Origin of the sequence: Levilactobacillus lindianensis (genome assembly GCF_003946095.1) — a bacterium.
In the GTDB taxonomy this organism is placed as follows: Bacteria; Bacillota; Bacilli; order Lactobacillales; family Lactobacillaceae; genus Levilactobacillus; species Levilactobacillus lindianensis.
Genome location: NZ_RHOD01000002.1, coordinates 70,123 through 87,640, shown reverse-complemented (window position 1 = coordinate 87,640; position 17,518 = coordinate 70,123). Strand labels below are relative to the sequence as shown.

At 50.0% G+C, this 17,518-nt stretch carries 16 protein-coding genes and 2 tRNA genes; 15 read left to right on the top strand and 3 right to left on the bottom strand.

The window, feature by feature from the left end:
• The first annotated feature begins 31 nt into the window (after positions 1-31).
• The 10 genes from galU to whiA all read left to right on the top strand — a co-directional run bounded on the left by galU (position 32) and on the right by whiA (position 11,895).
• Positions 32-937, top strand: coding sequence for a UTP--glucose-1-phosphate uridylyltransferase GalU (galU, locus tag EKM70_RS01095; RefSeq protein ID WP_125544447.1), 906 nt, complete (start codon positions 32-34; stop codon positions 935-937).
• A gap of 64 nt (positions 938-1,001) precedes the next feature.
• A complete protein-coding gene (gene trxB, locus EKM70_RS01090) occupies positions 1,002-1,943 on the top strand; it encodes a thioredoxin-disulfide reductase (RefSeq protein WP_083488549.1) in 942 nt (313 codons plus the stop codon).
• Positions 1,944-2,022: 79 nt separating this feature from the next.
• Entirely contained in the window at positions 2,023-2,661 is a 639-nt protein-coding gene (locus EKM70_RS01085; protein ID WP_125544445.1) for a YfbR-like 5'-deoxynucleotidase, read from the top strand.
• A 1-nt stretch (position 2,662) separates the two neighbouring features.
• Positions 2,663-3,184 carry an acetyltransferase gene (locus EKM70_RS01080; RefSeq protein ID WP_125544443.1) on the top strand — a complete coding sequence of 174 codons (522 nt, stop codon included), beginning with the start codon at positions 2,663-2,665 and terminating at the stop codon, positions 3,182-3,184.
• Positions 3,185-3,303: 119 nt separating this feature from the next.
• The gene (gene uvrB, locus EKM70_RS01075) at positions 3,304-5,310 is read left to right on the top strand and encodes an excinuclease ABC subunit UvrB (RefSeq protein ID WP_125544442.1); all 2,007 of its coding nucleotides are present in this window, start codon (positions 3,304-3,306) and stop codon (positions 5,308-5,310) included.
• Positions 5,311-5,325: 15 nt separating this feature from the next.
• Positions 5,326-8,196, top strand: coding sequence for an excinuclease ABC subunit UvrA (gene uvrA, locus EKM70_RS01070; protein ID WP_125544440.1), 2,871 nt, complete (start codon positions 5,326-5,328; stop codon positions 8,194-8,196).
• A gap of 146 nt (positions 8,197-8,342) precedes the next feature.
• On the top strand, positions 8,343-8,888 hold the full coding sequence (locus tag EKM70_RS01065; protein WP_125544438.1) for an HdeD family acid-resistance protein: 546 nt from the start codon (positions 8,343-8,345) through the stop codon (positions 8,886-8,888).
• Between the two features lie 170 nt (positions 8,889-9,058).
• On the top strand, positions 9,059-9,943 hold the full coding sequence (gene rapZ / locus EKM70_RS01060) for an RNase adapter RapZ (protein ID WP_125544436.1): 885 nt from the start codon (positions 9,059-9,061) through the stop codon (positions 9,941-9,943).
• Positions 9,940-10,953, top strand: a complete 1,014-nt coding sequence (locus tag EKM70_RS01055) for a gluconeogenesis factor YvcK family protein (protein ID WP_125544434.1) — start codon at positions 9,940-9,942, stop codon at positions 10,951-10,953. The genes rapZ and EKM70_RS01055 overlap by 4 nt, the downstream gene beginning before the upstream one ends.
• A gap of 3 nt (positions 10,954-10,956) precedes the next feature.
• Positions 10,957-11,895 carry a DNA-binding protein WhiA gene (gene whiA / locus EKM70_RS01050; RefSeq protein WP_057878708.1) on the top strand — a complete coding sequence of 313 codons (939 nt, stop codon included), beginning with the start codon at positions 10,957-10,959 and terminating at the stop codon, positions 11,893-11,895.
• Positions 11,896-11,996: 101 nt separating this feature from the next.
• Here whiA and clpP read toward each other — a convergent pair whose 3' ends face one another.
• The gene (gene clpP, locus EKM70_RS01045) at positions 11,997-12,593 is read right to left on the bottom strand and encodes an ATP-dependent Clp endopeptidase proteolytic subunit ClpP (RefSeq protein ID WP_048732353.1); all 597 of its coding nucleotides are present in this window, start codon (positions 12,591-12,593) and stop codon (positions 11,997-11,999) included.
• 306 nt (positions 12,594-12,899) lie between these two features.
• Between clpP and EKM70_RS01040 the strand changes: the two genes are divergently transcribed.
• Positions 12,900-13,346 carry a LytTR family DNA-binding domain-containing protein gene (locus tag EKM70_RS01040; RefSeq protein ID WP_125544433.1) on the top strand — a complete coding sequence of 149 codons (447 nt, stop codon included), beginning with the start codon at positions 12,900-12,902 and terminating at the stop codon, positions 13,344-13,346.
• Positions 13,347-13,351: 5 nt separating this feature from the next.
• On the top strand, positions 13,352-14,086 hold the full coding sequence (locus EKM70_RS01035; RefSeq protein WP_125544431.1) for a LiaF transmembrane domain-containing protein: 735 nt from the start codon (positions 13,352-13,354) through the stop codon (positions 14,084-14,086).
• An 87-nt stretch (positions 14,087-14,173) separates the two neighbouring features.
• Here the strand turns inward: EKM70_RS01035 and EKM70_RS01030 are convergent.
• Positions 14,174-14,245: transfer RNA gene (locus EKM70_RS01030), tRNA-Arg, on the bottom strand.
• 126 nt (positions 14,246-14,371) lie between these two features.
• On the opposite strand from EKM70_RS01030, the gene EKM70_RS01025 reads away from it, so the two are divergent.
• The gene (locus EKM70_RS01025) at positions 14,372-14,974 is read left to right on the top strand and encodes an ECF transporter S component (protein WP_125544429.1); all 603 of its coding nucleotides are present in this window, start codon (positions 14,372-14,374) and stop codon (positions 14,972-14,974) included.
• 53 nt (positions 14,975-15,027) lie between these two features.
• On the opposite strand, the gene EKM70_RS01020 is transcribed toward EKM70_RS01025, so the two are convergent.
• Positions 15,028-15,099 (bottom strand) — tRNA-Arg (locus tag EKM70_RS01020).
• Between the two features lie 256 nt (positions 15,100-15,355).
• Between EKM70_RS01020 and EKM70_RS01015 the strand changes: the two genes are divergently transcribed.
• Together EKM70_RS01015 and gap are read left to right on the top strand one after the other, a co-directional pair.
• On the top strand, positions 15,356-16,384 hold the full coding sequence (locus EKM70_RS01015) for a sugar-binding transcriptional regulator (RefSeq protein ID WP_125544427.1): 1,029 nt from the start codon (positions 15,356-15,358) through the stop codon (positions 16,382-16,384).
• A gap of 69 nt (positions 16,385-16,453) precedes the next feature.
• On the top strand, positions 16,454-17,464 hold the full coding sequence (gene gap / locus EKM70_RS01010; RefSeq protein ID WP_125544425.1) for a type I glyceraldehyde-3-phosphate dehydrogenase: 1,011 nt from the start codon (positions 16,454-16,456) through the stop codon (positions 17,462-17,464).
• Positions 17,465-17,518: the final 54 nt, after the last annotated feature.

Here is a 17,518-nt window from a genome sequence, read left to right as displayed (position 1 = left end):
ATTTGTAGGGAACCAGGGAGGATATTTAAAGATGAGAAAAGTTAGAAAAGCTGTCATTCCGGCAGCGGGTTTGGGAACTCGCTTTTTACCAGCAACGAAGGCCTTGGCCAAGGAAATGTTACCCATCGTGGACAAGCCAACGATTCAATTTATCGTTGAGGAAGCCCGCAAGTCTGGGATCGAAGACATTGTGATCGTTGACGGTAAGTCGAAGCGTTCCATCGAAGACCACTTCGATTCCAATCCGGAATTGGAAGCTAACCTAGCCGCTAAACATAAGGATGAGATGTTACGTCAGGTTCAAGAAACCACGGGCATGAATCTCTACTTTATTCGTCAACCTTATCCACGTGGATTAGGGGATGCCGTGTTGACTGCCAAGGCCTTTATCGGCGATGAACCCTTTGTGGTCATGCTCGGTGATGACATGACCTCCAGCAAGGTGCCATTGACGAAGCAACTGATTGATCGTTACGAAGAAACTGGGGCTTCCACGCTGGCTGTTATGCGAGTTCCTCATGAAGAGACGTCCAAGTATGGGGTTATTAATCCCTCTGAAGAGACCGCACCCGGTTTATACAACGTCACGAACTTTGTGGAAAAGCCAGAACCAGATGACGCACCCAGTGACCTCGCTATTATTGGTCGTTACCTCTTCACGCCTGAAATTTTTGAGGCCTTGGAGAATACGCCAGTCGGGTTGGGGAACGAACTTCAACTGACCGATGCAATCGATAACCTTAACAAGACACAGCGCGTCTTTGCCCACGAATACACGGGCAAGCGTTACGATGTTGGTAACAAGTTTGGCTGGATTCAGACTAATATTGAATACGGACTGAAGCATCCCGAAACCAAGGATCCTTTGCGTCAGTACATTAAAGACCTCGGTCAGAAGTTGGCCAAGGAAGATGAGAAGCCTTCCAAGTCGAAATAGGTGACAAACTTCCTTTTTACTAGTAAAGTATCCTAAAGGCTAAGAGCAGAAAGGAGCGTTAACTTTGAAGAACTATGATGTGATTGTGATTGGAGCGGGTCCTGGTGGTATGACCGGTGCGTTGTATGCCTCCCGTGCCAACCTCTCGGTATTGATGTTGGACCGCGGAATTTACGGTGGTCAAATGAACAATACCGCCGCTATTGAAAACTACCCGGGGTTCAAGTCGGTTCTCGGACCAGACCTATCTAAGGACATGTATGACGGGGCCACCCAATTTGGTGCCGAATTTGCATACGGTAGCGTGGAAAACATTGAAGACCATGGTGATTACAAGATCGTCAAGACTGACGATGGTGATTACAAAGCAGGCGCAGTGATTATTGCGACCGGATCTGAATACAAGAAGCTGGGAGTTCCCGGCGAAGATAAATTTGGTGGGCGTGGTGTTTCGTATTGCGCGGTCTGCGATGGTGCGTTCTTTAAGAACCGTGAAGTCGTGGTGATCGGTGGCGGTGACTCAGCTATCGAAGAAGGCCTATACCTCGCGGGGTTAGCCTCTAAAGTAACCATTATTCACCGGCGTGACCAACTGCGGGCCCAAAAGATTTTACAAGACAGAGCGTTCGCTAACGACAAGATTGAATTTGTCTGGAACACGAATGTTACGGAAATCTTAGGTGACGACATGAAGGTTACTGGTGTGGCCACTAAGAACAACCAAACTGGTGAAACCGGCGAGATTGCGGCTAGTGGGGTCTTCATTTACGTGGGGACTTTGCCAATGACGTCTTCCTTCACCACCATGGGGATTACCGATGATGCTGGCTGGATTAAGACCGACAACGACATGGCAACCGCCGTACCTGGTGTGTTTGCGATTGGTGATGTTCGGCAAAAGACGCTGCGGCAGATTACGACTGCCGTTGGGGATGGTGGGATTGCCGGCCAAGAAGCTTTCAGTTATCTGGAAACTTTGAAGGACAAAACGGCTTCCGCCCAATAAAGGTTAAAGCTAGCGGAAACAACCCTCGCGGTCGTTTCCGCTTTTTTGCGAAATTAAAATTAAAAGGAGTGTCGCGAGCATGGGGATGAATCAATTTTTACAGAGTCTGAGTGATTTGGAAACGATTGACCGGGCGCCGGGTTACTTTAAGTTTGAACAGCATTCGGTGGCGGCCCATTCGTTTAAGGTTGCCGAGGTGGCCCAGTTTCTGGGGGACGTCGAAGAAAATGCCGGCAACCAAGTCAACTGGCGGTTGCTCTACGAGAAATCACTGAATCATGACTACACGGAGCGCTTTATTGGCGACATTAAGACGCCCGTGAAGTATGCCACGCCACAATTGCGGCAGATGCTGGCCGACGTCGAGGATTCCCTGACCGCTAACTTCATTGAAAACGAAATTCCTAAACAATTCCAGGCCGCCTATACGCGGCGACTAGGGGAAGGAAAGGATGCCACGTTAGAGGGGCAGATCCTTTCCGTTGCAGATAAGGTTGACCTCTTATACGAATCATTTGGTGAGATTCAAAAGGGGAACCCCGAGCCCGTTTTCACCGAGATTTACCGAGAAAGTCTGAGTACGATCTTGAAGTTCAAGCGGTTGGCCTGTGTGCAGTACTTCTTAGCCGAAGTCCTACCGGAAATGTTGGCGGCAGACTTCAGTGATCGGCAGAAGCTGGCAGCGTTAACCAATGAATTATTGAAGCAGGAGGATTAAGATGGCATTAGCAACAGTATGGAATCAACGCTTAAAAGGCGTTACGGCGCGGGAGTTGACCCACGACGATGATGAGTTAATCTACGCGTTTCAGGCGGCACATCCGGCTTACTTTGGCCATTTCCAGGATCACCCGGTGACCCGTCAGGAGGCTATTCAAGATGTTACAGACATTCCGCTAAATGCCGTGCCGGAGCAGAAGGCTTACCTGGGTCTCTTCCAGGATGGTGAGTTGAAGGTGTTGGTGGACCTCATCGTGGACTACCCGTTACCTAGTCTAGCTTGGCTGGGAATGTGGATGGTGGCCAAGGATGTCAGTTCTGATCAGTCAGCGGACTGGTATCGCAGTCTGACCGCCACTCTTCAGGAGGCGGGAGCCGTTCAACTTCAGCTCAGCGTCTTCATGGGCGATCGCGTCATGAAGCCATTCTGGGAGGACCTCGGATTGGCGGCGGTTCAAACCACCACGGTCATTAAGGGTGAGCGGACCGCGAATGTCACCATTTATCAGGACAAGTTTTAACGCTGAGGCAGGCTACTGGCGAAAGTATGTTCGGTATGGTAAAATATTCGAGCGCAATGGGAAGCGGATCGCTTCCCATCTTTTCTGATGAAAAAATAATTTGGTAGGGAGGTTAGGCCATGATTGATCGACAAACGGATCGTAAGTTTGACCTGGTGTCTAAGTATCAGCCCACGGGGGACCAACCCGAGGCGATTGCCCAGCTGACGAAGGGCATTAAGGAACACGAGAAGGCACAGATTCTGTTAGGGGCCACCGGGACTGGTAAGACGTTTACGATTTCAAACGTTATTCAGCAGGTGAACAAGCCGACCCTGGTGCTTTCCCACAACAAGACGTTGGCAGGACAGCTGTACGGTGAATTCAAGCAATTCTTTCCGCACAATGCGGTGGAATACTTTGTCAGTTATTATGATTATTATCAACCGGAAGCCTACGTGCCTTCGAGTGATACCTATATTGAAAAGGACTCCTCGATTAACGACGAAATCGACAAGCTGCGACACTCCGCAACCAGTTCGTTACTAGAACGGAACGATGTAATCGTGGTGGCCTCTGTCTCTTCAATCTTTGGGTTGGGGGATCCTACCGAATATAAGAATCATGTGGTTTCACTCCGGGTGGGCCAAGAGATCGAGCGGGATGCATTGTTACGTAAACTCGTTAATATTCAATTCGAGCGCAACGACTACGACTTCCAGCGAGGCCGGTTCCGGGTTCATGGTGACGTGGTCGAAATTTTCCCGGCATCGCGTGATGATCGCGCCTTGCGGGTTGAATTCTTTGGCGACGAGATTGATCGTATTCGTGAAGTGGATTCTCTGACAGGAGAAATCGTCGGCGACCGCGAGCACGTGGCAATCTTCCCGGCGACACACTTTATGACTAACGATGACGTTATGGCGAAAGCCACAGCGGGTATCGAAGGTGAACTCAAGGATCGCGTTGGCGAACTGGAGGGGGCCGGCAAGTTGCTGGAAGCCCAACGGCTTAAGCAACGAACCACCTATGATTTAGAAATGATGCGTGAAATGGGGTATACCAGCGGCATTGAAAACTACTCACGTTGGATGGACGGTCGTAAGGCCGGAGAACCCCCATACACGCTCCTAGACTTCTTCCCTAAGGACTTCCTGATGGTGGTCGACGAATCTCACGTCACCATGCCGCAGGTTCGGGGAATGTACAACGGTGACCGGGCCCGGAAGCAACAGCTGGTAGACTATGGTTTCCGGCTACCGAGTGCGCTGGACAACCGGCCGTTAAAGCTAAATGAAGTTGAACAGCATATTAATCAAGTCATTTACATGTCGGCCACGCCCGGTCCCTACGAACACGAGCAGACCGATCACGTGGTTCAACAGATTATCCGGCCGACTGGACTGTTGGATCCGACGATTGAGGTCCGACCGATTATGGGGCAAATGGATGACCTGGTCGGTGAAATTAACGCGCGGGTCGCTGCCAATGAACGGACCTTTGTCACCACGTTAACCAAGAAGATGTCGGAAGATTTAACCGACTATCTGAAGGACTTGGGAATCAAGGTTGCTTATTTACACTCCGACATTAAGACGTTGGAGCGAACTGAAATCATGCGTGATCTGCGGCTTGGCAAGTACGATGTTTTGGTTGGGATCAACCTGTTGCGAGAAGGAATCGATATTCCCGAAGTTTCGTTGGTAGCGATTCTCGATGCCGACAAGGAAGGGTTCCTGCGTAACGAGCGATCATTGATTCAGACGATCGGGCGGGCTGCCCGGAACTCTCACGGGGCCGTAATCATGTACGCAGATTCCGTCACGGAGTCAATGCAAGCAGCTATGGATGAAACGGCTCGACGGCGTGAAGTTCAGATTGCGTACAACAAGAAACATGGAATTACCCCAACCACGATTATCAAACCAATTCGTGATCTGATTGCGGTCACCAAGACCAACGAACATGAAGGCGAAAAGGATGACTTCGTGGCCAGTGACTTTGAAGACATGTCCAAGGAAGATCAGGAAAAGCTGATCTCGCGGCTTGAAGACGAAATGCGGGCAGCCGCTAAGAAACTTGACTTCGAACAAGCGGCGTCCTTGCGGGACACTGTCATGGACATGAAGACCGAGATCGGGGACTAGTGAGGAGAATGTTATTTGGCAAACGATAAAATTATCATCCATGGGGCACGGGCCCATAACTTAAAGGATGTTGACGTGACGATTCCCAAGAACAAGCTGGTGGTCATCAGTGGCCTCTCTGGTTCGGGAAAGAGTTCCCTAGCCTTTGATACCTTGTATGCTGAGGGACAACGTCGTTATGTGGAGAGCCTCTCTTCCTATGCGCGTCAATTCTTAGGACAAATGGATAAACCAGACGTTGACTCGATCGATGGGTTGAGTCCGGCCATTTCCATTGACCAAAAGACGACGTCTAAGAACCCTCGGTCGACGGTGGGAACGGTCACGGAAATTAATGACTACCTCCGTCTCTTGTGGGCGCGGGTTGGCACACCTATCTGTCCCAATGATGGGACCAAGATTACCAGCCAAAGTGTGGAACAGATGGTCGACCAAGTCTTGGCCTTGCCTGAACGGACGAAGCTCCAGATCTTGTCACCGATCGTGCGGGCCAAGAAGGGGCAACATAAGAAGATTTTCGAAAAGATTCGCCGCGAAGGTTTCGTTCGGGTCAGAGTCGATGGTGACATCTTAGACATCGACGACGTCCCAGAATTAAATAAGAATCAGAGTCATGACATTGCGATCGTTATCGACCGGATTGTGGTCAAGTCAGGAATTCGTTCCCGACTCTTCGATTCCTTCGAAGCGGCGCTGCGGTTGAGTGGTGGGTATGCGATTGCCGATGTGATCGGCGGGGATCCTCTGATCTTCTCTGAACACTATGCTTGCCCGGTCTGTGGCTTTACGGTGGGGGAGCTGGAACCACGGCTTTTCTCCTTTAATGCGCCATTCGGGGCTTGCCCGGATTGTGACGGCCTTGGTGTCAAATTGGAGGTCGACTTGGACCTTGTCGTGCCAGACAAGTCCAAGACCCTGCGTGAGGGCGCCCTGGCACCCTGGAATCCAATTAGTTCGCAATACTACCCAGCTTTGCTGGAACAGGCGTGTGCGGCATTTAACGTCGATTTAGACACGCCGTTTGAAAAACTGACACAGGATGAACAGGATCTGGTTTTATATGGATCACACGACAAGACCTTCCATTTCCACTACGAAAATGACTTTGGTGGGGTCCGTGACGTGGACGTGGCCTTCGAAGGGGTCGTTCCTAACGTTGACCGGCGTTACAAGGAAACCAACAGTGAATTCACCCGTGACGTGATGCGCAAGTACATGGCCGAACTGACCTGTCAGACTTGTCACGGCTACCGGCTGAACCGTAAGGCCCTGAGTGTGCAGATCAACCATCAACACATTGGGGCAGTCTCTGACTTACCTGTTGATAAGGAACTGAGTTTCTTTAAGGATCTCAGCTTTGGCGAACAGGACCAGGTCATTGCGCAGCCAATCCTAAAGGAAATTCGGGACCGGTTAACGTTTTTACGGAACGTGGGGCTGGATTACCTGACGTTGAGTCGTTCTGCTCGGACCTTGTCCGGTGGGGAAGCCCAACGGATTCGCTTAGCCACTCAGATTGGCTCGAACCTCTCTGGTGTGCTTTACATTCTGGATGAACCTTCAATCGGGTTGCATCAGCGGGACAATGATCGGTTGATCGCCTCGCTGAAACAGATGCGGGATCTCGGGAACACCTTAATCGTGGTTGAACATGATGAAGATACCATGCGAGCCGCGGACTACATCGTAGACGTGGGCCCTGGTGCGGGGGAAAACGGGGGCCATATCATGGCTGCCGGGACACCCAAGCAGGTGATGCGTTCTCGAAAGTCCCTGACCGGACAGTACTTGGCGGGGAAACGTTACATTCCGGTTCCATTGAAGCGACGGTCCGGAAATGGCAAGATGATTCAGGTTACCGGAGCCGCTGAAAACAATCTCAAGGACATCACGGTTGATTTCCCATTGGGTGAATTTGTCGTGGTAACCGGGGTTTCGGGTTCCGGTAAGTCAACGCTGGTCAACACTATTTTGAAACGAGCCTTGGCACAGAAATTAAATCGTAACTCGGAAAAACCTGGTAAGTACAAGACCATCTCTGGCGTTCAAAATATCGAACGGTTGGTTGATATCGACCAAAGCCCAATTGGGCGGACCCCACGGAGTAACCCGGCAACCTATACGGGTGTCTTTGACGACGTGCGGGCATTGTTTGCGCAGACCAATGACGCTAAGTTACGCGGCTACCAAAAAGGTCGGTTCAGCTTTAACACCAAGGGGGGCCGTTGTGAGGCTTGTCATGGTGACGGGATCTTGAAGATCGAAATGAACTTCTTGCCTGATGTCTACGTTCCCTGTGAAGTTTGTCATGGAACGCGGTACAATTCCGAGACCTTGGAAGTTGAGTACAAGGGAAAGAACATTTCTGACGTGCTCAACATGACGGTTAGCGAGGCTTTGAAGTTCTTCGAAGCTATTCCTAAGATTACCCGGAAGCTTCAGACCATTCAGGATGTTGGTTTAGGCTACGTCAAGCTGGGACAACCGGCAACGACGCTGTCCGGTGGGGAAGCTCAACGAATGAAGTTGGCCGCTGAACTGCATAAACAACAGAACGGAAAGAACTTCTATATCCTAGATGAACCCACGACTGGGTTGCATACCGACGACATCAAGCGCTTGTTGGCCGTCTTGCACCGGTTAGTGGATAAGGGGAACACCGTCCTGGTTATCGAACACAACTTGGATGTTATCAAGACAGCAGACCACCTGATTGACTTAGGTCCTGAAGGTGGGGAAGCTGGCGGTAATGTCGTGGCTACCGGGACTCCTGAAGAACTTGCCGAAGTTAAGTCGAGTTACACAGGTCAGTACCTAAAGCCAGTCTTGGAACGGGATACGGCGCGAACAAAAGCCGATGAGAAACCCGCGACTTCGAAACACTAACAAAATGTCATGAGTAACGGTCGAGCCGGTCTTTCACGGTTTGACCGTTTTTTTAGGTTCAGCGTACCTTGTGGGAATTCCGGAAAACCAGTACAATAGGTAAAAACCGGTCGGCACTTGACCGGAACTGTGAGGAGATGCAGTCAATGTTTAATATGAATCGGACACGCTGGGGTTTTGACTGGGGAGAGTTTATTCTTGGAATTCTATTCCTAGTCGCCGCTTTTGGCCTGATACGGTCGCCCAAGATCGGTTTGATGGGATTAGCCATTATCTTTGCTTTCATGGCGCTGCTGAGTGGGTTGACCACGATTGCGGGTTACCGTAAGCTACGTGAGGTGACGGGGATGCGGGCCAACATTGCGTTGGTTCTTGGTATCCTGGATATCTTGATTGCGGTCGTCTTCTTCTTCGATATGAACAGTGCCATCGTGACCTTGGGTTATCTGTTTGCCCTCTGGTTTATTCTGGATTCGGTCGAACGCCTGATCGTGGCGAGTCACCTACGCGCCTTCGGTGGTGGCTACTTCTGGTTCTCCATCATCTTGGACGTCTTGAGCCTCGTGGTGGGAATTCTCCTGTTCGTGCATCCCGTGGTGGCGGCCTTATCTATCAACCTATTGGTCGCTATGTTCTTTACTGTTTTCGGGATTAACGCGATCTGGATCGCCTTTGCTCGGAGTCGTCAGTAAGTTTACTTAATCATCAAAGCAAGGTCCTCAGAATTCTCTGAGGGCCTTTTTCAGTGGCTGACTGGTTGTCAAAGCCCGATATTTCAGGTTATCTTTTAATAAATTAGGAAAGACACGCCCGGTGTGTTATACTGCTTAAAGACGTTTTTTCAGGAAGTTGGAGGAGAAACATGACAGATGAGATTCATTTCGTCATTATTACGGGAATGAGTGGTGCCGGGAAGACCGTGGCCATGCAGAGTTTTGAAGACCTTGGTTACTTCTGTGTCGATAATCTCCCACCCACACTGTTGCCAAAATTTTGGGATTTGATCCATGAATCTGGCAAGATCTCCAAGGTTGCGTTGGTCATTGACTTACGGTCGCGGGCCTTCTACGACGAGATCGTGCGGATGCTAAATGATGTGGCAGTTCATGGGAGCATGAACGCCCAGGTTCTCTTCTTGGATGCTTCTGATGAGGAGTTGGTTTCCCGTTACAAGGAAACGCGGCGCTCACATCCCTTGGCCCGCAATGGCCGGGTGATGGAAGGCATTCAGCGGGAACGGACTTTACTCGCTTCCATTCGGCAGGCAGCTCAGCTGGTGATTGATACCACGAACTTGAGCCCCCGGAAATTACGTGAAGAAATTTTTCATAACTATGAAACGGAATCGGCCCAAGTTTTCCACATTGAAGTGATGTCGTTTGGGTTTAAGTATGGGTTACCCATCGATGCCGACATCGTGATGGACGTCCGATTCCTTCCTAATCCTTACTATGTACCAGAACTAAGACCCCAGACCGGGTTGGACCAACCTGTCTACGATTACGTTATGAGTCAACCGCAGACGGAGGAGTTCTATGGCCAATTTCTGAAGTTACTCACGACGATTGTGCCCGGCTATAAGAAAGAGGGTAAGGCTAATCTGACCATTGCGATCGGGTGTACGGGCGGTCAACACCGTTCCGTGGCCCTTGCGACGCGGATTGGTCAAGCCCTTGGGAATACTTATCCCGTGCACGTGACCCATCGTGATATCAACAGGCGAAAGGAGTCCACCAACCGCTCATGAGAGATCCGTTACGTACCCGCCGTCCCAAAATTGTGGTGATCGGCGGAGGGACGGGACTGCCGGTTATTTTAAGAAACCTACGCGATCAAGACGTCGACATCACGGCCGTGGTTACGGTCGCCGATGACGGGGGGTCTTCAGGCATTATTCGCCACTACGTCAACGTGGTGCCGCCTGGAGATATTCGAAACGTTATGGTTGCTTTAGCCGAAATTCCTGCCGTTTATAAAGACTTATTTCAGTACCGATTTGAAACGACGGATGACTTTTTTGCGGGCCATGCGATTGGCAACCTCATCATTGCCGCTTTATCCGAGATGCGAGGCGGTATTTTTGACGCCGTACAAGAACTCTCGCAGTTGATGCGGGTCAACGGGCATATTTACCCGGCTTCTGATGAACCTCTCGAGCTCCATGCGCAGTTCGCCGATGGGTCCACCCTGAGTGGTGAATCTGAAATTACGGCTGCTCACAAGCTGATTAAGCGGGTCTGGGTGGAAACTAGTGACCATCATGACCAGCCGACAGCGGTTCAACCCGTTATCGACGCTATCATGGATGCCGATCAGATCGTCTTGGGACCCGGGAGTCTCTTTACCAGTATTCTTCCGAACCTCATGATTGATAGTGTCGGCCAGGCCGTTCGTGAGAGTCCCGCCGAGGTTGTCTATATCTGTAATATCATGACCCAGAAGGGTGAAACGCAGAACTTTACCGATGCCGACCACGTCCGCGTTTTGAATCAACATTTACACACGAATTTCATCGATACCGTCCTGGTTAACACGCGGAAGGTACCGGATAAATACATTGATTATCAGCGCTGGGACGAGATGTCTCAGCCAGTTCGTCATGACTTCCAAGGCTTGCGTGATCAAGGCTGCCGGGTGATTTCGACGGACTTTCTTGAACTAAGGGATAACGGGGCCTTTCATAATGGGCAAGAGGTCGTTCACGAACTCTTGAACCTGATTGGTCAGCCGCGTTACCGGATGAAACGGAGGCCATAAGACATGTCGTATGCCAGCGAAGTAAAAAAAGAACTCACGACGCTTGAAGTTCATCGAGAGAATGCCAAGGCGGAATTAGTCGCTTTGATTCGGATGAACGGGGCGTTGGGGTTGGCAAACCACCATTTTGTCTTGAATGTTCAGACTGAAAATCCTGCCATTGCGCGCCGGATGTACCAGCTTCTGAAGCAGTTCTACGATTTGGAAAGTGAACTGTTAGTTCGACGTAAGATGAAACTCAAGAAAAACAACCTGTACATTGTGCGGGTTAAGACCGGCGCGACAGAAGTTCTGTCCGATCTGGGAATCTTTGATGGCATGCAGCTCTTAGAGTCTGTGCCCGATGAGATTCTGAGTTCTGATATGTCGGTACGGTCGTATCTTCGTGGAGCCTTTCTGGCCGGTGGGTCCGTGAATAATCCGGAAACCAGCCGTTATCACCTGGAGATTTACTCACTATACGAGGAGCATAACCAGATGATTGCGGAGATGATGAACCGCTATGACTTGAATGCCCGGACGATTGTTCGCCGCTCTGGTTACATTACGTATCTGAAGAGTGCCGAAGAAATCGCAGACTTCCTGTCCCTCATTGGCGCGACGACGTCCATGCTGAAGTTTGAAGATATTCGAATTATGCGCGACATGCGCAACTCCGTGAACCGGTTGGTCAACTGCGAGAATGCTAACTTGGATAAGGTAGCTAACGCCTCGACCCGTCAGATCGATAACATTCAGTTCATCGATGCCACGGTTGGGCTAAGTCAGTTACCAGTTAAGCTCCGTGAAGTCGCTGAAACTCGGATGGCTCACCAAGAGGTTAGCCTAAAGGAATTAGGTGATCTCGTTCCCGGCGGTCCCATCTCCAAGTCAGGGATCAATCATCGTTTACGTAAAATTAATGATTATGCCAAGCAACTGCGTGGGGAAGCTTCCGCGTAGTTGAACACACAAGGGCGCCGTTGCCTCCGATTGGAGGTTACGGCGCCCTTGTTCGATCAAAAAAACCACATCACGGCAAGCATGATGTGGTTCCGATTAAATTACTTCTTTTGTTCACTACTGTTGGTCATGATGTGGTCGATTAAACCATAATCGACGGCTTCTTGAGCACTCAAGTAGTTGTCCCGTTCAGTATCTTGGTTCAGACGTTCAACGGGTTGACCGGAATTATCAGCCAGGATTTGGTTGATTAATTGCCGAGTCTTCAAGATTTCACGAGCAGCAATTTCGATTTCAGTCTGTTGACCTTGTGCACCACCGGATGGTTGGTGAATCATCACTTGGGCATGTGGTAAGGCGAAACGCTTACCCTTAGTCCCGGATGAAGCCAAGACACTGGCCATGGAAGCAGCCATACCTAACGTAATGGTTTGTACGTCGGATTGGATGAAGTTCATGGTATCGTAGATTGCCAAGCCGGAAGAAACAACCCCACCTGGTGAGTTGATGTAAAGCGAAATGTCCTTAGTGGAGTCTTGGGCGTCCAAGAAGAGCAATTGCGCAATGATGGCGTTTGCCATGTCATCTTCGATTGGACCAGATAGCATGATGATCCGGTCTTTTAAGAGTCGTGAATAGATATCATAGGCCCGTTCGCCACGGGATGATTGTTCAATAACTGTTGGTACTAAATTCATGACAAGATAGCCTCCCTTATTAACGTTTGAATGGCTAGCGTTTCGCTAACATATTGTTAGTGTACCGCTATGGTCAAAACAGGTCAAACGATTAGACTCTGTTAATTCCCACAACCATTTGACTAGAACTATCATACCAGAGTTTGACCAAACGTCACGTATTCTGTCACGGTATTTTCGGTTGGGAAAGGCCGGCTAACGGATTAAAAGTGACCACTTACGGAGCAAACGTGACCGGTTACGGGGGACCTATTTTATTTCCATACATAATATGGTTTACTAGGATTAACGAAAGGGGGTGCGCACTTGAAGATTCGAGTTGAGGTCGACGATCAATTAGCAGAACCGGAGATTACGATTCGAACACCAGGAAATCTGGACGTTGATCAACTCGTCGACGCCATCCAGGGCGTGGGGGCGACAGCAACACGTATGACCTTTAGCCAGCGCGGCGAGAACTATCAGGTGACATTACGTGACGTCCTGTTCTTTGAGGCCGCGGACCACCAAGTGATGGTGCACACGGCAAGCGAGGTTTTTTCCACGCGGCAGCGGTTGTATGAACTGGAAGAAGCCTTACCAGCTAGTTTCTTACGAGTCTCCAAGTCTGCCATTCTAAACTGTGATCAGGTCTTCTCATTGACGAAGTCCGTTACGGGGAATCTCGTTAAGTTTCAGAATTCACACAAGCAGCTTTACGTGTCGCGCCGCTTTTATAAGGGGTTCAAGGAAGCACTGGAGCGAAAGGGGTAATTAAAATGCATAGAAATTGGTTTTGGGGGACATTCTTCGTGCTAGCCGCGGGAATCCTCATCGCAAGTCAGCTTGGCGTTCTGAGCTATCACATTGGTTTCTGGACGTTACTGGTTGCCATGTTTTTAGTGGCGACGTTCGTGGGTAGTCTAATTCAAATCAGTGTGACCGGGATGATCTTCTCGCTAGCATTTTTGGCCATCATCTTTGCGAAACCACTGGGTATCGTGGCCTTAGCGCCGTGGACAATCCTAGGAGCTGCGCTGTTGTTGTCGATTGGTCTGTCTATGATTATCAAGCCACGTTGGCGCTGGCATCGTAACGTGTCTGTTTGGAGCGGCCATCAGGGTCGGCGTTGGGATAAGAATTTTCACCATGGGTATGATGACATTAAGACGGTCAATGAGTCCGAACTGATCGTTGACGTAAACATGAGTAGTAGTATTCGCTACTTACAATCAACGGATTTCAAACAGGCCATGATTAAGGTTTCCATGGGGAACGCCAAAGTTTACTTTGATAATGTGGTCTTAGATGAAGCCGGCGCCACTATTGTGGTGGATGGTTCCTTAGGTGGAATTGAACTGTATCTGCCACGGACCTGGAATGTGACGCCAAACGTCAATACCAGCCTAGGCGTTGTCGAAGAGCAGGGCATTCAGGAGTCCGCCGAAGAAGGTCCGCAGGTGACAATCCAAGGGGACATTTCACTGGGAAGTTTAAACATTATCTACATTTAGAACTGGAAGAGCACGAGCAATCGTGCTCTTTTTTGGCAAAAGAAAAGGTCCTAGGCAGCTGCCTAGGACCGACCATTGGTGATGTTATGCGCCCGGAGGGAATCGAACCCCCATTTCAAGAACCGGAATCTTACGTGCGATCCATTACACTACGGGCGCAAATAATGCGAAACAATACCTTAACTACTATAACTGATTATGGATAAAAATACAAGGCGGGATCGGGTTTTATTCGATAGAAACATGCTATAATAACGGCACTAACTTTTTGTGGAGGTTCGCAAGATGACGCGAGAGAAGACTTTTCGCCTGGTGGTTGATGCCTTGTTGATGGCGATCGTGTTACTTCAAAATATTGTACCGTTTCTGGGCTATGTGCCCCTAGGTCCCTTTAGCATGACCTTAATTGGCTTGACAGTGATAGTTGCTGGAAGTGCCTTAGATGTCAGAGACGGGGCCCTCATTGGAGGTTTTTGGGGATTGATTACCTTTGTACGAGCCTTTGCCTGGCCTTCCAGTCCCGTGGCTCCTTTGATTTTTACGAATCCTTTGATTTCGATCGTTCCTCGGTTGCTGATGGGGATAGCTGCTGGATTGGTCTATCGTTGGGCACGACGACGCTGGTCAATGCGCGGAGCCATGCGGTTAGCGGCAGCTACCAGTGCGGTGATTAATAGCGGCTTGGTCCTAGGCTTAGTGTACCTTTTCTACCAAACACCGGCCGTGGCGACGGCCTTTGGGGCTCATGGTAGTCAGACACTGGGCTACGTGTTACTGATTTCCGTTGCCACGAATGCGGTGCCAGAATTGACTCTGGATGTCCTGGTGGCTCCCTTGTTGGCAGAACCCTTGCGTCGGCGTTGGGATCGCCTCACGGTTACAAAATAGGATAAAAGAAAAGGTCCTAGGCAGCTGCCTAGGACCGACCATTGGTGATGTTATGCGCCCGGAGGGAATCGAACCCCCATTTCAAGAACCGGAATCTTACGTGCGATCCATTACACTACGGGCGCATTGCACTTGCTCTTCTCGAGCACCTAACTACTATACCCGAAGCTGAATATAAATTCAAGGGGCCGGACCAATTTTTTCTGAAAGTCACCGTCGACGATAGCAATTATTGATAGGGAGACCTGGCTTGCATTGTCCATTGTGAGGGCTTATACTATCAAAGGAAGGTTGGCAATAGTTGACCTCGATTTTTTTGGCCAGGGTGGGCCTTGATTAGCCCTCGCTGGTCGATCATCGTCCCACTAGGAGGTAAGCAGGATGCGTGAAGATTGGCAGTGGGTCAATGCAATTGTACCCAAGATGGTTACCAAGTTAACCAGCCGCTTCCGTGTTCTTCAGGCCATTGCGAGTCTACAACCCGTTGGGCGGCGGACGTTAGCAACGAGTTTGGATTATTCCGAACGCGCGGTGCGGACGACCACGGATGCTTTAGCCGAGTTGGGATTTATTCAAATGTCGGCCAAGGGGATGCAAATGACCCGGGCCGGTCAACAACTCTTGCACGGCTTGGGTCCAGTAATGGAGGATCTCTTGGGCCGGCAGCAACAGGAGGCGGCCTTGGCGAAGAAGCTGGGGATTGCCCACTGTACCATCGTGGCGGGGGATAGCACCGCACCGACTGGATCACTGATGGGTCTAGCCCGCGCGGCACGACAGGTGCTGGCAGACCAGTTGCCATTAGGTGCGAGCACCGTGGCCGTTATGGGTGGTCATACGTTGGCCACCGTGGCCTCAGTGTTGACGCCATCACTAGCGGTAAACCGCCACTTGTTGTTTGTGCCCGCTCGTGGGGGTGTTGGCGAGTCGCCCGCTATTCAGGCGAATGCCGTCAGCGCACAAATGGCCCAACGAACGAACAGTGATTTCCGATCATTGTTTATTCCCGAGCAACTCAACACGGCCACCTACAAGCCCTTGTTTGCAGAGCCAGCCATTCATGAGGTTCTGGAACTCATCGCCCATAGTAATGTGGTGATTCACGGGATTGGGCAGGCATTGGTCATGGCGAAGCGGCGCAATATTGCCCCGCATGTGATTGATGACTTGACTGCGGCCCATGCGGTGGGGGAGGCCTTCGGGTACTTCTTCGATGCCGAAGGGCACGTGGTTAGTAAATTTCCACGGATTGGCGTGGAAATTGAAGATTTAGCCGCTAAACAGCTGGTAATTGCCGTTGCGGGTGGTGCTGAAAAAGGCACCGCAATCGCGGCATACATGCGTTTAGCGCCAGCTTCGACTTGGCTCATTACCGACGAAGGAGCTGCTGACTTTGTTTTAAAAAAGTGATACACTTAACATGTACTGCTTTTTAAAAAAATTATTCTTTATTTGCTTCCTGAAGGAGGAAATCACAGTATGACTGTAAAGATTGGTATTAATGGTTTCGGACGTATCGGCCGTTTGGCTTTCAAGCGGATTCACGAACTCCACTCAAGTGACATCGAAGTTGTTGCCATCAACGATTTGACGACACCTTCAATGTTAGCTTACTTGTTGAAGTATGACTCAACTCATGGCCGTTTCCCTGGCGAAGTTTCAGCTACGGACGATGGTATCGTGGTTGACGGTAAGGAATACCCTGTATACGCTGAACCTAAGGCACAAAACATTCCTTGGGTTAAGAACGATGGTGTTGACTTCGTTCTCGAATGTACTGGTTTCTACACTTCCGCAGAAAAGTCACAAGCGCACATCGATGCTGGTGTTAAGCGGGTCTTAGTATCTGCTCCAGCCGGTGCTGTTACGACCGTTGTCCCAGGTGTTAACTTGGACGTCCTGAGCAAGGATGACGTGATCGTTTCTGCTGGTTCTTGCACGACCAACTGCTTGGCTCCAATGGCATACTTCTTGAACAAAGAATTTGGCATTAAGGCCGGTACTATGACCACTATCCATGCCTTCACTTCAACTCAAATGATCTTGGATGGACCTCGTGGTAAGAAGATGCGGAACAACCGTACCGCAAGTATCAACACGATTCCTCACTCAACTGGTGCCGCTAAGGCTATCGGTTTAGTAATCCCTGACTTAAAGGGTAAGTTACAAGGCCATGCACAACGTGTTGGTGTTGTTGACGGTTCCCTGACTGAATTGGTTACTGTTCTGGACAAGAACGTTACGGCCGACGAAGTTAACGAAGCTATCAAGAAGCACACTGAAGGTAACGATGCCTTTGGTTACAATGGTGACGAAATCGTTTCAACTGATATCATCGATGACCCTCATGGTTCCGTCTTTGACCCAACTCAAACGGAAGTTACCACTGCCGGTGACACGCAATTAGTTAAGACTGTTGCTTGGTACGACAACGAATGGGGCTTCACTTGTAACATGGTTCGGACGTTATTGCACTTCGCTACCCTTTAATAGAGAGTTAGCGGCGTAACGCCAATAAAATTGATTAACAAAGACGCGGCGGAG

Excerpts from the sequence above, each read along its gene's own strand:
- EKM70_RS01080 (WP_125544443.1), top strand. The coding sequence starts at position 2,663 with ATGGCATTAGCAACAGTATGGAATCAACGCTTAAAAGGCGTTACGGCG.
- EKM70_RS01015 (WP_125544427.1), top strand. The coding sequence starts at position 15,356 with ATGCGTGAAGATTGGCAGTGGGTCAATGCAATTGTACCCAAGATGGTT.
- EKM70_RS01085 (WP_125544445.1), top strand. The coding sequence starts at position 2,023 with ATGGGGATGAATCAATTTTTACAGAGTCTGAGTGATTTGGAAACGATT.
- EKM70_RS01065 (WP_125544438.1), top strand. The coding sequence starts at position 8,343 with ATGTTTAATATGAATCGGACACGCTGGGGTTTTGACTGGGGAGAGTTT.
- EKM70_RS01025 (WP_125544429.1), top strand. The coding sequence starts at position 14,372 with ATGACGCGAGAGAAGACTTTTCGCCTGGTGGTTGATGCCTTGTTGATG.
- uvrB (WP_125544442.1), top strand. The coding sequence starts at position 3,304 with ATGATTGATCGACAAACGGATCGTAAGTTTGACCTGGTGTCTAAGTAT.
- rapZ (WP_125544436.1), top strand. The coding sequence starts at position 9,059 with ATGACAGATGAGATTCATTTCGTCATTATTACGGGAATGAGTGGTGCC.
- EKM70_RS01055 (WP_125544434.1), top strand. The coding sequence starts at position 9,940 with ATGAGAGATCCGTTACGTACCCGCCGTCCCAAAATTGTGGTGATCGGC.
- galU (WP_125544447.1), top strand. The coding sequence starts at position 32 with ATGAGAAAAGTTAGAAAAGCTGTCATTCCGGCAGCGGGTTTGGGAACT.
- gap (WP_125544425.1), top strand. The coding sequence starts at position 16,454 with ATGACTGTAAAGATTGGTATTAATGGTTTCGGACGTATCGGCCGTTTG.
- clpP (WP_048732353.1), bottom strand. The coding sequence starts at position 12,593 with ATGAATTTAGTACCAACAGTTATTGAACAATCATCCCGTGGCGAACGG.
- whiA (WP_057878708.1), top strand. The coding sequence starts at position 10,957 with ATGTCGTATGCCAGCGAAGTAAAAAAAGAACTCACGACGCTTGAAGTT.
- EKM70_RS01035 (WP_125544431.1), top strand. The coding sequence starts at position 13,352 with ATGCATAGAAATTGGTTTTGGGGGACATTCTTCGTGCTAGCCGCGGGA.